The 19,113-nt window shown below is 38.1% G+C and carries 18 protein-coding genes; 8 read left to right on the top strand and 10 right to left on the bottom strand.

The window, feature by feature from the left end; translation table 11 throughout:
• Window positions 1-706: 706 nt before the first annotated feature.
• Window positions 707-2,050 (bottom strand): type I glutamate--ammonia ligase, encoded by a 1,344-nt coding sequence (glnA, locus tag RSJ42_RS14260; RefSeq protein WP_410507931.1) that lies wholly within the window; start codon window positions 2,048-2,050, stop codon window positions 707-709.
• Window positions 2,051-2,376: 326 nt separating this feature from the next.
• Here glnA and RSJ42_RS14255 point away from each other — a divergent pair, with 326 nt between their 5' ends.
• On the top strand, window positions 2,377-2,859 hold the full coding sequence (locus RSJ42_RS14255; protein WP_410507930.1) for a TspO/MBR family protein: 483 nt from the start codon (window positions 2,377-2,379) through the stop codon (window positions 2,857-2,859).
• 156 nt (window positions 2,860-3,015) lie between these two features.
• Here the strand turns inward: RSJ42_RS14255 and RSJ42_RS14250 are convergent, their stop codons facing one another.
• The 4 genes from RSJ42_RS14250 to RSJ42_RS14235 form a co-directional block, all read right to left on the bottom strand.
• Window positions 3,016-3,243, bottom strand: a complete 228-nt coding sequence (locus RSJ42_RS14250; protein ID WP_410507929.1) for a DUF1059 domain-containing protein — start codon at window positions 3,241-3,243, stop codon at window positions 3,016-3,018.
• Between the two features lie 214 nt (window positions 3,244-3,457).
• The gene (locus RSJ42_RS14245; protein WP_410507928.1) at window positions 3,458-3,766 is read right to left on the bottom strand and encodes an Hsp20/alpha crystallin family protein; all 309 of its coding nucleotides are present in this window, start codon (window positions 3,764-3,766) and stop codon (window positions 3,458-3,460) included.
• Between the two features lie 48 nt (window positions 3,767-3,814).
• Window positions 3,815-4,117: an Hsp20/alpha crystallin family protein gene (locus RSJ42_RS14240; protein WP_410507927.1), complete on the bottom strand. Its 303-nt coding sequence runs from the start codon at window positions 4,115-4,117 to the stop codon at window positions 3,815-3,817.
• A gap of 231 nt (window positions 4,118-4,348) precedes the next feature.
• Window positions 4,349-4,633, bottom strand: a complete 285-nt coding sequence (locus RSJ42_RS14235) for a hypothetical protein (RefSeq protein WP_410507926.1) — start codon at window positions 4,631-4,633, stop codon at window positions 4,349-4,351.
• 3 nt (window positions 4,634-4,636) lie between these two features.
• Here RSJ42_RS14235 and RSJ42_RS14230 point away from each other — a divergent pair, with 3 nt between their 5' ends.
• Complete coding sequence (locus RSJ42_RS14230; RefSeq protein WP_410507925.1) at window positions 4,637-4,822, top strand: hypothetical protein; 186 nt, start codon at window positions 4,637-4,639, stop codon at window positions 4,820-4,822.
• A gap of 23 nt (window positions 4,823-4,845) precedes the next feature.
• Here RSJ42_RS14230 and RSJ42_RS14225 read toward each other — a convergent pair whose 3' ends face one another.
• Together RSJ42_RS14225 and RSJ42_RS14220 are read right to left on the bottom strand one after the other, a co-directional pair.
• The gene (locus tag RSJ42_RS14225; protein WP_410510380.1) at window positions 4,846-5,184 is read right to left on the bottom strand and encodes a P-II family nitrogen regulator; all 339 of its coding nucleotides are present in this window, start codon (window positions 5,182-5,184) and stop codon (window positions 4,846-4,848) included.
• Window positions 5,185-5,195: 11 nt separating this feature from the next.
• Window positions 5,196-6,605: an ammonium transporter gene (locus tag RSJ42_RS14220; RefSeq protein ID WP_410507924.1), complete on the bottom strand. Its 1,410-nt coding sequence runs from the start codon at window positions 6,603-6,605 to the stop codon at window positions 5,196-5,198.
• 748 nt (window positions 6,606-7,353) lie between these two features.
• Here RSJ42_RS14220 and RSJ42_RS14215 point away from each other — a divergent pair.
• Entirely contained in the window at window positions 7,354-8,343 is a 990-nt protein-coding gene (locus tag RSJ42_RS14215; protein ID WP_410507923.1) for an ATP-binding cassette domain-containing protein, read from the top strand.
• Window positions 8,340-9,173: an ABC transporter permease gene (locus RSJ42_RS14210; protein ID WP_410507922.1), complete on the top strand. Its 834-nt coding sequence runs from the start codon at window positions 8,340-8,342 to the stop codon at window positions 9,171-9,173. The genes RSJ42_RS14215 and RSJ42_RS14210 overlap by 4 nt, the downstream gene beginning before the upstream one ends.
• Before the next feature lie 89 nt (window positions 9,174-9,262).
• On the opposite strand, the gene RSJ42_RS14205 is transcribed toward RSJ42_RS14210, so the two are convergent.
• Window positions 9,263-9,613 (bottom strand): hypothetical protein, encoded by a 351-nt coding sequence (locus tag RSJ42_RS14205; protein ID WP_410507921.1) that lies wholly within the window; start codon window positions 9,611-9,613, stop codon window positions 9,263-9,265.
• Window positions 9,614-9,691: 78 nt separating this feature from the next.
• Here RSJ42_RS14205 and RSJ42_RS14200 point away from each other — a divergent pair, with 78 nt between their 5' ends.
• Window positions 9,692-9,922: a transposase gene (locus RSJ42_RS14200; RefSeq protein ID WP_410507920.1), complete on the top strand. Its 231-nt coding sequence runs from the start codon at window positions 9,692-9,694 to the stop codon at window positions 9,920-9,922.
• A 393-nt stretch (window positions 9,923-10,315) separates the two neighbouring features.
• On the opposite strand, the gene istB is transcribed toward RSJ42_RS14200, so the two are convergent.
• Together istB and istA are read right to left on the bottom strand one after the other, a co-directional pair.
• On the bottom strand, window positions 10,316-11,089 hold the full coding sequence (istB, locus tag RSJ42_RS14195; RefSeq protein ID WP_410507919.1) for an IS21-like element helper ATPase IstB: 774 nt from the start codon (window positions 11,087-11,089) through the stop codon (window positions 10,316-10,318).
• The gene (istA, locus tag RSJ42_RS14190) at window positions 11,086-12,330 is read right to left on the bottom strand and encodes an IS21 family transposase (RefSeq protein ID WP_410507918.1); all 1,245 of its coding nucleotides are present in this window, start codon (window positions 12,328-12,330) and stop codon (window positions 11,086-11,088) included. The genes istB and istA overlap by 4 nt, the downstream gene beginning before the upstream one ends.
• 3,141 nt (window positions 12,331-15,471) lie before the next feature.
• On the opposite strand from istA, the gene RSJ42_RS14185 reads away from it, so the two are divergent.
• The 3 genes from RSJ42_RS14185 to RSJ42_RS14175 are packed head-to-tail and all read left to right on the top strand — an operon-like array spanning window position 15,472 to window position 18,708.
• Window positions 15,472-16,176, top strand: a complete 705-nt coding sequence (locus RSJ42_RS14185; RefSeq protein ID WP_410507917.1) for an ABC transporter ATP-binding protein — start codon at window positions 15,472-15,474, stop codon at window positions 16,174-16,176.
• 27 nt (window positions 16,177-16,203) lie between these two features.
• Window positions 16,204-17,454 carry a COG1361 S-layer family protein gene (locus RSJ42_RS14180; protein WP_410507916.1) on the top strand — a complete coding sequence of 417 codons (1,251 nt, stop codon included), beginning with the start codon at window positions 16,204-16,206 and terminating at the stop codon, window positions 17,452-17,454.
• 39 nt (window positions 17,455-17,493) lie between these two features.
• A complete protein-coding gene (locus RSJ42_RS14175; protein ID WP_410507915.1) occupies window positions 17,494-18,708 on the top strand; it encodes an ABC transporter permease in 1,215 nt (404 codons plus the stop codon).
• Window positions 18,709-19,113 lie beyond the last annotated feature (405 nt).

The following is a 19,113-nucleotide window of genomic DNA, read 5'->3' as shown; positions in this document are numbered from 1 at the left end:
TAAATTTCCGGATACTCCCTTGGATTCTCGGATATTTTTCCCCAGGACTTATGCGGCTCATTTTTGAGAAATAGTTCAAAAAATCTGCCAGCTGGATAAACTGGATTTTCAGGGGGATATTCTGCAGGTATGTGTAAGCTCAAGGGAGAATTTCTATTTAATTATTCTTATTCGATTATATTATTGTTCTGAATCTGAAATGGCTTTCTTGCCTCTGCTTTTTTATTTTTTATAAAAATTGAGAGGGTCGCCGCTAAGGGAAGTAAGTAATTTAGTACCTATTTGACAATATATATATGTTTCTTTTTCCGGGACCGTGACTTCCTGTCATATCACTGCTAAGCAAGGCGTTTTAAACCTTCGATTTTCTTTTTCCACGATTTTTTTTCTTTACTGGAAGTCTGTTTACAGTTTATTTTGCTTTTTATTTCGGTCTGGTTTCTTTCCCGGGGTACGGCTTCTTCCCTTGTACATAATATAAAAAAGTAAAAGCTGAGTTAGAACTAAGTTTAGATTTAAGCTACTTCCAGGGAAAGCATTTTTATACAGAAATTCTTTTCAGGTCCTTTTTATATCTTTAAAAAAACCATTTCCCCGAAATAACTTTTCCTGAATCCTGACATTTTTCAAAATAGTAATGCCGGAAGATTTGCCCCTGAACAGGAGTTCTCCAGGACCGGCATATTTTAAGCTAAACTTTTCATATTTACAGTGTGGGGAGATATTTGGCAAGTTCCCAGGGGTGAACAATTGCTTTGTATTCATCCCATTCTATCTCTTTTGCACAGAGGTAGTGGCTGAAAACGTGTTCTCCTAGAGCCTCTCTTACGAATTTGCTGGCTTTCATTTCATCGATTGCTTCCTTGAGGTCTGCAGGCAGGGAGCGGATTCCTCTCTCTTCGCGCTCTTTTTGCGTAAGGTGGAAAATGTTTGTGTTGGTAGGCTCTCCGGGATCAATTTTGTTTTTAATTCCATCAAGACCAGCTCTTAACATGAGAGCAAATGCGAGGTAAGGGTTGCATGCTGGATCCGGACACCTGAGTTCGATTCTGGTTCCGTTCCCTCTTGTTGCGGGAATACGGATCAGTGAACTTCTGTTCTGCGAAGACCATGTGATGTAAACCGGTGCTTCGTATCCGGGCACGATTCTTTTATAGGAGTTAACAATCGGGTTTGTAACGGCTGCAAATTCCCTGATGTGTTTCAGCAATCCTCCTATGTAATACATCGCATCCTGGGAAAGTTTAGTTGGGGTGCCAGGATCATAGAAAGCATTCTTCCCGTCCTTGAAGAGGGACTGGTTGCTGTGCATACCTGACCCGTTTACACCAAAGAGAGGCTTTGGCATAAAGGTTGCATAATAACCTTTGTGGTAGGCAATTGACTTTACCACGTATTTGAAAGTCACCACATTATCTGCTGTGCAAAGCACGTCACCGAATCTAAAGTCAATTTCATGCTGGGAAGGCGCAACTTCGTGATGGGATGCTTCTATCTGGAAGCCCATGTGCTCCAGAGCGTAGTCAATGTCTCTGCGGACATCCTGTGCACGGTCAAGAGGTGCGAAGTCGAAGTAACCGCCCTGGTCGGTAAGTTCTGTAGTAGGGTTTCCGTTTGCATCAAGCTTGAAGAGGAAAAATTCAAGCTCGGGGCCTACATTCATTGTATAGCCCATCTTTTCGGCTTCTTTGATTGCGGTTTTAAGGACGTATCTCGGATCCCCCTCGAAGGGTCTTCCATCAGGCAGGTATACGTCTCCGAGAATCCTGGCGACTGCACCGGTTGCAGGTCTCCAGGGCAGGATTCTGAATGTTGAAGGGTCAAGCACGAGTTTCATATCAGACTCTTCAATCCTTGTAAAGCCCTGAATTGAAGATCCGTCAAACATTACACCGTTTTCAAAAGCTTCTTCCAATTGTTCTGCAGGAATTGCCCAGCTTTTGATGATGCCAAGTGTATCCGTAAACTGGGTACGGATAAACTTTACGTCTCGTTCTTTTACAGCCTCTAATACATCTTCTTTATTTGTACACTTTTTCATCTGCACCATTAGATCTCATCCTCACTAGGCATTAGGTAATCATTTACCTAGCTGATACTATATATAATTTTCCATTATTTGGTGATATAAGATACTTTGAACTCAGTTTGAACTGCAGAGATTCTAAAATTATTTGTATAATCCATCCCCACTTTATATATTTCAATATCCTGTATATAAATTTCATTCAAGAAGGGGGAGATTTTCTTAAAGCTTAAATTTGATCTTTATTCCTGATAATTGCCAATAGGCTTAAAATACAGAACAGAATGTTAAAACTTTTTTAGATCCCAGTATTAATGAGCTTTGAGATTAATATACTATTGAGGTCTTATATGTTTCAGAGAGTAAATGTGACCAGATTACTGACCTGCATAATAATCTGCCAGCTTGCGGGAATAATAGGCTCCATATTTACATCTTCTTCTCTTGACAGCTGGTATCCTCTGCTTGAAAAGCCTTCTTTCAATCCTCCTTCCTGGGTCTTCTTCCCTGTGTGGACTACACTTTATACACTTATGGGAATATCCCTCTATCTTGTGTGGGAAAAGGGTATGCGACACAGAGAAGTCAAAATAGGAGTTTTCCTTTTCGGATTACAGCTGGGCCTTAATACACTGTGGTCTTTTCTATTTTTTGGATTGAGGTCACCTTATTATGCTTTTCTTGAGATCCTTATACTCTGGGCCGCTATTCTATTGACAATAGTGCAATTCTGGAAGGTTTCAAAACCGGCATCTCTTCTCCTTATTCCTTATATTCTCTGGGTTAGTTTTGCAGCATTGCTTAATTACCGGATCTGGGTTCTCAATGCGTGAATTTATTATCCATGCATTGCATCCAGACAAAAATTAAATTTTTCAGTTTATAGCAGTGGCTCCGCAAAAGTTATTATTACTTGCAGAATTCTATTTCACGAAAAGTCCCTAAAAAAAGATCTAAAAAAAGCCCGGAGAATCCGGGTAAATTTTAAGTTAAAGGGGGTCGTCAGCATGAAGAGCACCGCAGCCGCAGCTTCTCCCTAAAAGGGTTGATACACGATGCTTGAGATGATGAATATCATCTTCTGACATCTTTTCAAGTTCTTTTTTATGTTCTTTCTCTATATGGTCAAACATAGACTGTTCAACTTCTTCAAGTTCATTTCCGGCAGCCATAAAGTTACACCTGAACCCCAGATCGCCACACTTAACAATTTTCATAGTATCTCCTCTTACGGTATAATTTTTCAAAATCGCCTTTAAAACAGTTCTTCAAATCAAATTAAATATAATAAAAATTAATTGGATATAAAACTAAGTCTTCCGGAATTTTTCTCTCTTTATAACGTCTTCTTTATAGCTTCTTCCTAGCTTCTTTATAGCATCTTCATAGCTTCTTTATAGCTTCTTCTTAGCTTTTTATAATATTGAGGCTTTAGTCGATAGGAACAAATCTTGCGCAGGCAAAACCTTCTTTATAAGGAACCTTTATCGTGAGCATTCCGTTATTGTTTACTGCAACAGCTTTTTCCGGGTCTACTGGCCCGTCAAGGAAATAAGACCCCATATATTCGGCGGTTTCGCTGAAAGCTTTAATGTAAAAGCTATTTTCATGCATGATTAAAGTTATATGCTCGTCCATAACATCCGGAAGTTCGACTTCTACTGTAAGGCTTTCATGTTTATCATCGTGATACATAGCTATAATTGGAGTTTTTATTATTCTGGGCATAGGATTTTTCATTGACTGCTCCCTCCTTAAGAGCATCATGCAGTCTGATATCTCAAACAATCATTCATCTATTTTCACGTCTACTGCATTTTCTAAAGGCTGTTGATAAGGAACAGTGACTTTAAGAACTCCGTTTGAATAAGTTGCTTTAGCTTTTTCCGGATTTACTGGACAGCATACCGCATAACTGTCCGCATACTCAACCCCTTCTTTCGTGGCTTTTATGTAAAATCCGTCTTCAGCAACCTTGAAAGAAATATCTTTCTTCTCCACTCCTGGAAGAACCACTTCTATTTCCAGGTTTTCATATGTATCATCTGGGTACGCACAGATAACAGGTGATAATCTCAGAATTTCAGCCATAGAATTCCCCCAGATTAAATCTTATACCAAGATATTTATATATTCTTACTTATTTATTTGCCTCTATCTGTAATCAGAATGGTGCTTATAAGAGAATTGTTTTTGACTTATTTCCCATAGGCCGGATTAAGAAACTTTTCTGGTATGACATCAATGAATTATGTGATAAATTGAAAATAAGGAAAAAAAGTGCTCAAAGATTCTTTTATAAGGAATCTTTATATCAAATTTTTAGAGTTTCAGGGCACCCATGTCAAGACTGAGGGACAGGACAATTGCTACTATTGAAAATAGTGAAATAATCCAGTAATTTGCACGCTCTTTTGATACTGAAAGGCTCCAGAGGAGATATTCCAGCCCTTCCAGGTCTTTTTCTGAAAGCTTCTGTCCCGTCTTTACTTTTTCGAGTAGTTTGAGATCTTTAATTACTCCAAATCTTCGCTTTGCAATATGGTACCTGTGTATAAAGAACCAGAGGTAACCTGCTACTCCAATATACCATATTGTCTTGCCCAAAAAATGCTAAAATGGTCAGCTATGATTATGCTCCTGAGCAGGATAGCAGATACTACTCCTATCCAGAAATACATGTTTATTACGGGCATGCCATATCCTCTGGGAATTTCAAAGCCTGGAGCTTCTGAATTTATTTCGGATATCATTTCTCCTGCCTTACCTCCGGAATCATTCCCTTCTAAATATTAATCTCATAGGAAAGGGGGGCCCTGTTAAAGGGCATCTCCATTCCTTTCTCCGGTTCTTATCCTTACCACGGTTTCGATAGGGATTATGAATATTTTTCCGTCTCCTATTTCCCCGGTATAAGCAGTGCCCTGAATGATCTGTATGATCTCTTCGACTTTTTCTTCTGGCACAACTATCTCTATTTTAGTTTTTGGGAGAAGATCCACACAGTATTTTTTTCCTCTCCACTGTTGCACTATTCCTTTTTGCTGGCCGCGTCCTTTGACATCTGTGACTGTCAGGCTTGCGAACCCTGCCTCTTCCAGAGCATCCTTCACCTGATGGAGTTTCAGGGGTTTTATAATTGCTTCTATCTTGCACATTCTGGTCATTTTCATTCCTCCCTCATCAGGTGTTCGGGGTACGCCCTGATTCCGTGTTCGCAAATATCAAGACCCATAATTTCTTCTTCTTCAGATACCCTGAGCCCTATTACTGCATCGAGAATCTTGAAGATTATGAATGAAAGTCCAAAACCCCAGATCATAGTTGTTGCAACTGCTACAAGCTGGATCATAAGCAGGCTTACTCCTCCTCCGTAGAAGAGACCGGGAACTGCGGCTGCATATGAAGCGTCTGCAAGGATTCCATTTCCGATGCCGATTGAAAAGAGTCCGACGGAAATCAAACCCCAGGTTCCACAGTATCCGTGCACAGCAATTGCACCTACCGGGTCGTCCAGTTTAAGCGTGTTCTCGTTAAACATGACACCCATATATATGATTATCCCGGCAACAATTCCTATTGCTATGGCTGCCCAATTCGATATTGAACCACATGGAGCGGTGACTGCTACCAGACCTCCGAGAAGTCCGTTTGCAGTGAGCGAAGGATCTGGCTTACCGGTTTTCATCCAGGTAATTGCCATGGTTGTGACAGCTCCGACGGCTCCTGCCAGGAAGGTGTTGACAACAACAAGGTTCATGTAAGCGTCATTTCCGCTAAGAGTACTTCCTCCATTGAATCCTATCCACCCCAGGGCAAGGATCAGAGTTCCAAGGAAGGCAAAGGTAAGGTTGTGGCCCGGAATTGGCACAGCTTTTCCATCTCTGAATTTACCTATCCTGGCACCAACAAGGAGCACGCCTGCAAGAGCCGAATATCCTCCGATAGAGTGTACAACTCCAGAACCTGCGAAGTCATGGTGGGCTACTCCGATTGCTTTTACTATTGGGCTTTCAGCTCCGCTCAGGAGTGCAAGGTCAGCTCCGCTCCAGACCCAGTGACCATAAACAGGGTAGATTACGGCTACCATCAGGACACAGTATACAAGGTATGACTTGAAGTTGGTTCTCTCAGCCATCGCTCCCGAAACTATAGTAGCCCCAGTAGCTGCGAAAACCATCTGGAAGAACCAGGAGTTCCACATTGCATTGTCTGCACCTGCAAGGAAGAACTGATCAGTTCCTATCAGCCCAGCTGCATCAGCTCCGTACATCACTCCCCAGCCCACTGCCCAGTAAACCAGGATACCGAGGACTACGGTCATGAAGTTTTTCATCAAAATGTTTGCCGTATTTTTGCTTCTGGTAAGCCCGGTTTCTACCAGAGAGAAACCAGCATGCATAAAGAATACCAATCCGCTAGCTACAAGCAGCCATACGAATGTAAGTGCAGTTTGCAATCCTTCAATTGCTTCTGCATTTTCCTCTACCGTTGCAGCAAGTGCAGGTGAGGACAGCGCTATAAGTATCATACAAATAACTATCAGTAATTTTCCTATCTTTTGTACATTTTTTAACATACCGTTCTTTGCCTCCTTCTTTTCAATCGGCAACCGGTAAGTGCTTGTATATGTAATACTATTTATAACTTTCGCTAACTTTTATGGGTTTTGATTTTTTGTTAAAAATGAATCATCTGTTTTAATTAATTTTTAAAAATCACCTTTTTACAACTTCTAAAATATATATTGTCTAATTTTAAAAATGGATAAAATATACTAACTGCTGACTCTCGTTATAATACCTTATAAAAAACAGATTAGTGCAAATAGAACTTTTCAGTCAATAAGTGGAAAAACACTTACTAATGAAAACAGATGTTTTTAAGAAAAATTTCATATTAATCCAAATACAGGCTTTTCAATAATCTGAGTTTCGTCACAATCAATTCTCTGATATAAAGATTTCTTTTCCTTATTTATACTTCCTATTAAATAGTAATCGTTATAAAAAAACTATTTTTTGTAAAAAACAAAATCAGCAAAGTTATTAGCATTACTTTCAATGAAACGGAAAGGAAACAGCACTATTTCAATCGACTCGAGAGTGATAAAAACAGAAAAGAATGGACTTATGAGAGGTTAGTTTAGGATCAATATTTCCTAACTATATAAGCGTACTGAGATACAACTAATTGTGTAAAACTATCTAGATATTTATCCGAACTTGATTGTTTCTACAAATTTTCTTAATTTCTATCACTCTAAATTGGGAGTAAATCAGAGTATTGGGGTGTATAAAGCATCAGGGGGAAGGGGTGGTTTGCAGGTGACCGCAAATGTCATAGAAGTAAATAATCTTGAGCATTCATATGGTTCTGTAAAAGCTGTTGATAATATCAGTTTTTCAGTAAAAGAGGGGGAAATTTTCTCTTTTCTCGGTCCAAATGGAGCAGGAAAAAGTACTGTGATTAATATCCTCACGACACTCAGGAAGATCCAGAAAGGAGAAGCAAGAGTCAATGGTTATGATGTGGCAAAAGAATCAAAATCTGTAAGAAGATCTATAGGTATTGTTTTTCAGATGCTTTGCCTTGATCACGAAATGACTGTATGTGAAAATCTGGAATATCATGGTAAGATCTATTCAATGCCAAAAAATGAAAGAAAAAAGCGTATCGAAGAACTCTTAAAACTAATTGAACTGGAGAACAAAAAGGATACCCTGGCAAAAGATCTTAGTGGCGGTATGAAACGGAGGCTTGAGCTTGCAAGAGGACTGATGACAAAGCCTGCTGTCCTCTTTCTGGATGAGCCAACAATAGGTTTTGACATTCAGACAAGGATGAGAATGTGGGAGTACTTAAAAGAGATTAAGAAGGAAGGAACAACGATATTTCTAACTACCCATTATATGGAAGAAGCTGATCAGCTCAGCGACAGGATTAGTATAATTGATCACGGGAAGATAATCGTAACCGGAACTGCAGATGAGCTGAAAAACAAACTCGGTAAAGACCTTATTTATCTGGAAACCAGTGATAATAAAGTTGCTGCAGATATTTTAAAGGAAATTAAATCAGTAAAAACCGTGACCGAGGATACAAAATCCCTGAGAATTATAATAGGAGAAGATGCTACTCATGTGCTTTCTCAAATTCTCGAGCGGATCAGACAGGCAGGAATAGAGATCACAACAGTAAACATAAAGAAGCCCTCCATGGATGATGTTTTTGTCCACTATACCGGGCACGATTTAAGGGAAGGAGAAACGCAGGAAAAGCTCGAAGGAATTGAAATAATGGAGGGTCCGGAGTGAATTTTGAATTCAGAGCTATATACTGGAGAGATATGGTAAAATTCTTCAGATTCAAATCCATGCTCATCAGTTCGTTAATTCAGCCCGTAATGTGGCTGGCTTTTTTCGGGCTTGCAATGTCAGAAAGTTTCGACCAGCTGACTGCCATGATCCCTCCTATTGAAGGAGTCGTGAATGTTGATTACCTTTCTTACATGGGCGCGGGAATAATTGCCATGGATGTGCTGTTCAGCAGTCTTTTTGGGGGCACTATTCTTATGTTTGACAAAAAGTTTAGCCTGCTGAGGGAAACCCTTGCAAGCCCGGTCCCCAGGGCTCATATCATTCTGGGTGTAGGGCTTTCAGGTGTGACAAAGGCCTATATACAAACCGCAATGATAATAGGATTTGGGAAATTGATAGGAATGGATTTCTTTGTGGGATATACGCTTACTGAAACTTTGATAGCAATTGCAGGGATTTTTTTACTTGTGGGAATATTTACTCTGGGTTTCCTTTTCCTCTCCGGTTCTATTGCTATAACCATAGAGAATCCTCAAGGAATGCAGTCGATTCTAACTCTGCTCAGCATGCCCCTTTTCTTTGTTAGCAACGCCTTATATCCAATTGATGCTTTTCCCTCTATACTGAAGTTTCTTTCAATGTTTAATCCATTGACACTTCTGGCAGACGGGATCCGCTATTTCGCTTTAGGGGACAATTTTTCAGTAATTGGCAATCACTACATCTACACTACAGCAGATATCGTTGTTTCTTTCCTGGGCCTTTCGTTCTTTGCCCTCTCTATGCTGGCCATTTCACTCTGGAGGTTTAATAAAGTTGATGTATAAGCATCCGTAAGACTAATTTTTCTTTTTTAAATTATGAATTGGCTGTAAAACAGCCAATTCTATCTCAGGTTTAAATCTGTAACCTGCTTCTAAATAGGTCTCAAACAATTATTGGGCCTATCAGGCTTTTCTGGTTGAATTTTTGCTTTTATTACAGAGCCTATCCAGAACCCATTTTTATTCTCAGATCCAAGGATTTCATAACCACTTTCCTGTTTAGTAGCCCAATTGATTATCTCAAAATCGAGATTCAAAAAAGTAATTTTTGAGTTTTGGGATAAGCTTACAATGAGAGTGTAGAGGGTTACGAATACCCTTGCATTTAGGTCGGGGATGAAGCGAACGATCTCCTTTTTATTTTTCTTATTATATTCCTGAATCATTATTTTTCTGTAAAATAAGTTTAATTTGGCACCATAGTCATAAGTGATTCCAGCCACTTATAGTCTGGATGAAGTACACATTAGAATTGAGCAATTTTGCCATGGCTATTGTTGATTGCCTACCATCTCATGCTGGTGCCAACGTATCGATACGATATATTCTACAGTAAGCAAATTGAAAAGGACTGTGATTTAATCTTCAATAATATTTGCAATTATCAGGGCTACAAGCTTTATGCTCTTGAGAATATCGATGATCAAGTTCATTTGTTTGCGGAATTCTATTCAACTAACTCTTTGTCAAAAATAGTTCGATACCTGGGAGGAGAAAGTTCTTACGGGCTTTTCAAGCTTATCCTGAACTGAAAAAACGGTATTGAATAAATGGTATTGGGATGGAAATCTACGATCAAGTGGCTGATTCTATCGTTCTCAAAGAATTATTAATGATCTGACCCCAGAACCGGGAGGTCGAAAGCATATCATCCTTCAGGATGAGGTGACCGTCCACAATTTTATTTTTAATTGTATTTTTACATGCCTGTTTCTTCGAAACTAACCCATTTTTTTCTTATGCACTATTTTTCAACAATAATTATTTTATCAGTTTTCCGTTTAAGTATAAATTAGATATAATTGGTAAAACCGATAATATTAACACATATGTCAATGCCGGTTTACTTTTCCCCATTTTGGCCGGATTACTTTTCCTCACCTTTTGATATAAAGTTTACTAATTTTTCCTAAACTCCTTAGAAATTACTGAAAAATATTTCCTGTTTTTATTCCCTGTTTCTTCCTTTCTTTCAGTCTGTAGCTTTCCCCTTTGATATTAATTGTCGTACAATGATGTAGTAGTCTATCAAGTACAGCAGCCGCTATTACATGGTCTTTAAATATCTCCCCCCATTCTCCATACGACTTATTTGATGTCAAGATCGTTGAACTCTTTTCATAACGTCTTGAGATTAGCTGAAATAGACAGTGAGCTCCTTCTTCGTCAAATGGGAGATACCCTATTTCGTCAATTATCAGCACTTTATATTTCATCAAGTCCCTGAATTTCTTTTCAAGCATTCCTTCTCGATTTGCTGTTTTCAACTTCTCGATAAGGTTTCCTGTATTGGTAAAGTAAACCGAAATCCCTGCTTTTACTGCTTCAATCCCAAGAGCAATTGCAAGATGAGACTTTCCAACGCCAGGAGGACCAAGCAAAACAACATTCTCTGAATTATGAACAAATCTCAAGGTTGCAAGGTCTTCCATTACTTTTTTATCAATGGATTTCTGAAACTCAAAATCGAATTCTTCAAGCGTCTTTTTCACAGGAAAACCTGCACTTTTCATCCTTCTCTCAATTGCAGCAGCTTCCTTGTGTTTCTTTTCCCGTTCAAACAGATAATCAAGGACTTCCATTGTTGTCTTGCTGTCCCTTGCAGCAATTTCAAGGCAGTTGTCAAGGAGCTCTTCAATAGTATTCAGTTTGAGGAATTGCAGGTTACTATGAAGTCTCTCATAACTGAAGTTGTTCATTCAAAACCACCTTCACTAAATGTTTCATAAACAACAAGAGACCTTTTTTCAACTTCAGGACCTGAGAATTTCAACGGAATCTGTAAGTCTTTCTTGCATTTTGAATTTTCTTTAAGAATCTCACTCAGAAGACCCTGGAAATGTTCCTTTTTTCTAGAAACTCTGCAGTTTCCGGGAAGAATTTCATGTTCACATACCTTCTCATAATCAACATAGACCTCTAATTTTCCTTCAAAAATCCGAAGTTCTGCAGTTCTTCCTGCAAACCTGTAAGGAACAGAATACTTATTTCCAAGGAAAGAAATATAACAATCTCTGGAGACCTTTCTGGTCTCCTTATGGACAACTTTGTAAGGAGGAACCTGAGCCCTCTGGGTCAGGTTCTCCTCCTTAAAGCGTTCAAGAGGGATTTGATAGGTTGTTCCATGGACAGTTGAGTTTACCCTTTCCAACCACCTGTGAACTTGGCCGTTCAGATCTTCGAGAGAGGTAAATTGTCTTCCAAGGAAGAAGTCCCTCTTGACATACCCTACCGTATTTTCAATCTTTCCTTTTGTCTGAGGTCTGTAAGGCCTGCATAACCTGGGAATGAAACCAAAGCATTCGAAGAAATCCTCAAACTGTGAGTTCCATTCAGAATCAGATGATTTTAAGGCTCTTTTGATAACGACCTGTTTCATGTTATCGTACAGAATTTCCTGTGTAAATCCTCCAAAGTACTCAAAAGCGTTCAGATGACACTGAATAAGAGTGGAAGTATTTATGCTCAGTGTAAATTCAACATATCTCATCCTGGAATATCCAAGAATCATGTTGAAGCAAAAGAGTTTCTTTACCTTTCCATCAACCTCAACTGTTCCTAACTCTCCCCAGTCAACCTGAGCCTGCACACCTGGTTTTGTTTCATAACGAAGCACGGCAGGAATTCCCTGCTCAGGTCGGACTTTTTGTACGAAGTCCTTGACTATGGTTTTTCCTCCATCAAAACCCATTTCTTTGATTTCCCGATAGAGGCGAGAAGAAGTATAGGGACCTTCTTTGAGTTTTTCAATAATGTAAGGTTTGAAAGGATCAAGCTTGCTCTTTCTTCCAGAACGTTTCTGGGGCTCAGGCAAGGTTTTCAGCCGAAGATATTTCCTCACAGTTTTCCTGTCAAAACCTGTTTTTCTGGAGATTTCACTTATGCTAAAGCCTTGTGAATACAAATCTCGTATCAATAGCCATTCCTCCATTTTCAACATTATTTAGGATCCTCGAGCTTTTCTCAAGGATTGGAAATTGGGGAATTTTAATCCGGCTAAAATGAGGAATTGTTCACCGGCCTTGACAACATAATAATAATGGGAGTAATAATGGGAAAGCCTGCAAAAATATGTAATAATATATCCTGCTTGGAAAACATTCCTTGAGTTTTAACTTTAAATGACCCCAGAGAGCAACTAGTTTTCAGTTTCATGGCAGAATATATGTAAAAAGGATAATTATACAGGATGTTCTTACAAGATATTCTGGATTTTTTACTTTATTAACCGACAGAGATTACACAGGGATTAAAAAAAGAATGTTTTTAATAATCTTGTCTAAAAGTTTACTTCCTTAACTGCTTTACTACTTTAAGATCTTCCATTAACCTGTCGAAAGCCCTTAAAATTCTGCCTTCAACCGGAATAGGCCTGATTCAAATTAACCACACTCAGTAGGATAATTTTCTATGCAATGGATTTATTCCGGCTGAAGTTTTACATTATCTAATTATTCTTCCAGACAGTTTTTCTCTAGACTCGCATCTGGATATCGTTACCAGAAATACCAGAGATCATTTGTGGCCCCCATAGAAATATTGAGCAGGCATTATCTGATCTGATATTTCATTCCCTCTAGGTGGCTAGCAAAATCATATCACATTATCTGTTGAGAACTCCATAGCCGCCTAATTGTATCATTTTAAACTGTATTATCTCCAGGTAGAAAATTATCTTTGTGTAACTTAGGTACAAAAACATTCTAGTTCCCTCCACTCCTGAAATGTTGTTATATTTTGTTTAAATATTCCTTTTAGAGCTGATCCCAAAGCTAATCTACTCTGAATTATTATGTTTTTAAGGGTTGTTTTTTATTATCCGAAACTTCATTGATTCTCTAAACTCTAAGGTCTAAAGCAATAGATTAGATTTTTGAGATAAGCTTTTAAACTGATACTTAGCCAAATTTTGATGTCATATCCGAGCTTTTCACCAGCCCCTTTTGTATTTTACTCCCAGAGATCTATTCATTGTTCTCTGAGACATTTTTTAGTGCTTAATGCGTTTGATACTATTAAGCAATGCAAAAAGATCTAGCTAAAAAATTTAAGTAATCTGGATTCTTTAAATTAAATAGCTAGCAGCTTTGCATTGATCAGAGGCCATATTTGGATATTATTTCCTTTTCAAAACCGGAGATCCCAATTTTAGTACTGGAAAGAATATCAATATACAGGTATATTATGAATTTATATATAGTGTGAAGAACAATTACTCCTTACAAATAGTAGTTTTTAAGGATTTAGTTACAGAAAATTTATTGTTGCAATATATATCAGCTTTCTATTCTCTTTTTATCACCTAATTTTCTGATCCGATTCAGGGGACGTATCAAGGAAATAATAAAGTATGAAGTTATTGTTCTTTTTTCAGATTAATGATTGTTCTAATGCGATTCTGTATTTTATGAAGACTGTTTATTGTACGTTTAGAGAAAAACATTAAGAAAAAGTGCTTGATATCTAAAAATCAGATTCTTAAAAAATAGTAAGGATGAAAAAAGGTAATAGTCTCATATTTCTTTTCTAAAGATAAGGTTGCCTGTTTCTCAGGCAACTTTGCAGATTATTCTTTATCAACATTGGTAGTTATTAGATCCAGTAAGTAAAGCTCAAGAATGTTGCTTCATAGTATTTTATGACTTTTGAGTATACAAGATTGAAGAACATATCAGTTCCCTCCATCCTTCTCTGTATTTTGTTCGTCCCCGTTATACACTCACCTTCTGCAATCGAGCCAGAACATTGATTTCTTCCGATAGCTTCTCATGGCTCTTTCACAGTTCAATTAGATGAAATAGGTAAAGCTCAAGAATGTTGCTTCATAGTATTTTATGACTTTTGAATATACAAGACTGAAGAACATATCAGTTCCCTCCATTCTTACCCTATTCGGTCTCTTCCCGTTATACTCCTGTCTGCAATTGATCCGGAGCATCAAAGTACTCCAATATTCATGATGCTTCTTTTTGCAGCTCAGTTAAATCCAGTAAGTGAAGCTCAAGAATGTTGCTTCATAGTATTTTATGACTTTTGAATATACAAGACTGAAGAACATTTTCATTACCTCTTTTCTTTCTTTAATTCCTGCTAATCTACATTTTATCGTAAGCGATAACTAAGACAAGCAGGCGAATTCGTTTAGAATCCGAAGAGCATGCCTAAGTTAAAGGCAAAATCGAGCTTGAAGAATGTGTTCAGGAAAATTGCGAAGTCAAACATATTAGTTCCCTCCAAATTTATATTCATTCCACATCGGTACCAGTGCACACTCTTTTAAGTACGCTTCTCTCAAAAGTTTGCCTGAAGTTTTCTTTACCTCCCCTCCCAATTTAGCTGCTTTGCCAGTTACCCACTAAAATTATTATAGAGAATTTCTTTTCTGTTTGAGATACACAGTTTGAAATTCTATCTGGCTTTGGCTATACTTAGCTATATTTATCAGATTATATAAATTGAATAGAATTACATCTCCTTACAATTAATAGTCCTTAAAGATTTGAACGAATGAGCTTTTATAACTTTTAATATATTTTTTAATGAAAAAACATTCAAATGTTTTGCTATGGTTATTGACACTATAATAAATACTACACTATACTTCCATAAATCAAAGTCAATTTTTTAAAGCTGATTTACTTCGAGGATACAGTTTCTTTTATTTTATCTCTAAAAGTGAATATATATAGAGAAAGCTGAGTTCAAAAAAATATATTTTGGAAACTATTTTCTTTCTTTAGAACAAATATTATACATACATACTTAATTGTGAGAATTTTATTTTCCACTGTTCAGAATTAGATTCATCTTTGCTGATAGTGATTTAGAAAGCACATATTGGGTCTAATCCGTTAGTCCAAAAATAAAAATAGTAAATCGAGTACTCGTTTTCAGAATTCGAGTCCTGAATACAGTATTGGGCTTTATAAATCAGCAACATGCGAGATCGAATGATTACTTAGTAAATAAAATTCTAGAGCATAGGTTAAAATGGACTTTCTTACATAAGGAGTAAAAACAATTAAGATTATCAATGTAATTTTCTTTCTGATCATGTCTCAGTAAAATTGGGGAGGGGGATATGAACATTAATAAGAATAGTTTACCTGACGATAGGTTCCCTATTGTTGAGGTTACTGATGTCAGAAAAAGTTATATGCTTGGGGATATGGAAGTTCCCGTACTTTCAAATATTACCCTGAGAATCGAGAAAGGAGAATTTCTTGCGATTGTGGGTCCGTCAGGCTCCGGAAAAAGTACTCTTATGAACCTTATAGGTTGCCTTGATAGGCCTACTGAAGGACAGGTTCTTATAAAAGGAAGAGAACTGAGTGGAATGTCCGATCAAGAGCTTGCCCGCCTCCGGGGGCTAGAAATTGGTTTTGTTTTTCAGACTTTCAACCTGGTTCCTCGTCTGACTGCTTTTGAGAATGTTTTGCTCCCAACTTTTGCAAATTCGAGAAGCATTGATCCACAGAAGCGTGCAAAGGAATTACTCGGTCTCATGGGGTTGCAGGACCGTATGCATCACAGGCCCGGGGAGCTTTCTGGGGGTCAATCTCAGAGAGTCTCAATTGCAAGGGCACTCATAAATGATCCTTCAATTCTTCTTGCAGACGAACCGACTGGAAACCTGGACTCAAAAACAGGCTCTGAAATCCTCCGCATATTCATGGATCTGAATAAGGAGGGACGGACAGTCGTAATAGTAACACATGACCCTGAGATTGCAAAATATGCAGACAGGGTTGTTCTGGTAAAAGATGGAATAATTCAGTATAATTAATAAAGTGAGTATATATGGTGGGAATATATGGGGTTAATTAAAAAGCGTATTATTGCAACTTCTCTTTCTTTACTTCTAATTGCTTCAATTTTTGTATTTCCGGCTTCTGCAGCCGTCGGAAGTGCAAATCTGAAGGTGACGATCGTCGAAACAAATCCTTATCCTGCAAAAATAGGAGAGTATCTTACCCTGAACATACAGGTGGAAAATGTAGGGGGGGCTAAAGCCGACAATGTTGATATTGAAATAGTTCCTAAATATCCTTTTTCTATTGACTCTAAGGAAAATTCCGTGCAGAACATAGGAGCTCTTAATCCTGGAAGAACTGCTACAAAAGAGTTCTATCTGTATGTTGATAAAAATGCTCAGAAAGGAACTCGTTCCATAGATATTCGCACGAGAACCAGTAGTAATGGTCCATGGAGCACGGAAACTTTTAATATAAGGGTGGGTACTGAAACTTTTGACAGCAAAGGCACTGTCGAGCTTGCAGAGATTGTCTCATCCCCTGAAGTCTTTATGCCCGGAGATAAAGGTACTGTTACAATAACTCTTAAAAATACCGCAACCTCGTCTACAGTTAGTATTGATGGCAAAGATTATGATACCAATGCGAGAATTCAGGCTGCAATTTTGAGGCCTCTTTCTAACGGAATTAATGTTCAGTATGCTCCTTATTATGAGATGGGACTCCTGGGTCCGGGAGAGAGCATTAAATTAACTTTCAACGTCGAGGTTGAAGAAGATGCTAAAGAGGGGGTTCACAACCTTGAACTTGAAATTGAAGGAAACTCTTATGACTACAACAGTCGAAAGAATATTCCGCTTCAAGTTGATTCCTCAAATATTAAGGTAATTACTTCAAAACCGCTTGAGCTCGTAGATGGGACAGCTATCATAGAGTTTGATGTAGCAAATACCCATCCAAATGAGCTAAACTCTGTCAGTATAAGACCTGTAGCTGAAGGCATAAGATTTTATCCTGCAGAATATTTCATCGGCCCTATGGACCCTGATGAACTTTTTACAATAAAGTTTGATGCGGTAAGGGACTACTCTTCAGGTTCCGACAATGAAGATTCAAACGAAATGAACATGTCTATTACTGCGAACTATAATAACGGGATTAACAGACATGAAAATATTGTAAGTAACCTGAAACTTGCAACCGATTCCCTGCCTACAGAAACAAACTCTACAGTTGCAATTGCGGGTGTTATTGCAGTTGTTTTTATCCCTGCAGCTGTCCTCCTGTATAGAAAGAAAAAACAAGAGTGATTGAAAATATCCTGAATGTCATATTTGTGGGGGTAAAATATGATACCATTTGTACAGGCAGCCCGTATTGCTTCAGGAAGTATACGCAGCTCCAAGCTCCGATCTGCGCTGACAACACTCGGAATCGTAATAGGAGTCTCAGCAGTAATTATAAATGCATCCCTTGGAGCCAGCTTCAATCAGTTTTTTACTGATGAAGTTAGCTCTGTGGGTTCAAATTTTATAATTGCATATAGCGATCAGCCCAACCTCTTTTACGATAGTGAACTTGAAATCATTAAAAATACTCCCGGGATCTTAGGAGTTTCTCCTAGAAAAACAGTATCAGGGGAAATTCGTTATCTTTCGGATATTAAAAGCGTGAGCATTGTAGGCGTAAACGGAGATTTTCAGGAGATCCAGGGAATAAAAATGGAAGAGGGCACTTTCCTGACTGATAAAGACATTTACTCTGCTGTGCTGGGGTATGACCTTGCAAAAGAGGAGTTTGGCAGAAGTATCTCACATAGAAGCAGTGTTGATATTGCATTCAGGCAGGAAAATGGCTCTGTTGTGATAAGAAAATTTAAAGTAAAAGGAATTCTGGAGGACTCAAAAGAAACCATTGTTGGAGGAGACGGCAGTACAGATATGATTGTTTATATTCCTATCTCAACCATGAATGAAATGACCGGGGAACAGGACTATGGAGCCTTTTTTGCAATGGCAGAAAATTCTGAAAACATCGGTAATATTTCTACGGATGTAGATAAAAGACTTGCCCGGAACTTCGGAATTTCTGAGCGGGATATTGATGATGAAGACTCAAAGCCTTATACCGTATTCGACCAGGCGGATATCCTCGAAGAGACCGGGGCTTTGGGAAAAATTTTAAGCACTTTCCTGATCATCCTTGCCTTGATATCACTTTTTGTGGGCTCAATAGGAATAATGAACATCATGCTCGTAACAGTTACCGAGCGCACAAGGGAAATCGGTATAATGAAGTCTGTAGGTTATAGCAGTTCCAATATTCAATTCCTCTTTTTGCTTGAATCCATAATGGTTAGTTCCCTTGGAGGATTATTAGGTACTGCAATAGGGAGTTTTGGAGCTTATATCCTTGAAATTTCTCTCAAACTTCCACCGGTTTTTCCTTTCGTGTTAATTGAAATCGGGATTCTAATCTCGGTTCTTGTGGGTGTAGGTGCAGGCCTGTATCCTGCAAGAAAGGCTGCAAGTATGAATCCTGTGGATGCCCTGAGATACGAGTAAGAGTTTTAAAGTTCAAAAAACGACCTTTATTTTTTTATGTTTTTGATTATCTCTAATTCTTTTCTTTATTTGCCTATTCGGTCTTTTTAATAAATTACTTAATAAAGTCAGATGATTTCCATTACCTTTCTTAAACAATTTTATTGATCACAAAAGGAATCCAGATAAACTCACAATTACAGACATAATAAAAAGAGACATAGTAAAAATGGAACTACTTACGTTCCCCCGCAGACCGTCAGAGCTCTGGAACGGACAATATTATTGAGGTTACTATTGCAGGTTTTTATTGAGCTCTATAATTTTAATGAAAACTTGCTGAATAGTTACTCACTTTTGGCTCCAATAAGTAATAAAGGATAACAAACACTTAAGAGTAAAAAATGTTGATATGATGTACTGATT

This window comes from Methanosarcina hadiensis, from assembly GCF_046529725.1.
GTDB lineage: Archaea > Halobacteriota > Methanosarcinia > Methanosarcinales > Methanosarcinaceae > Methanosarcina > Methanosarcina hadiensis.
This window is presented reverse-complemented; position numbering and strand designations above follow the sequence as displayed.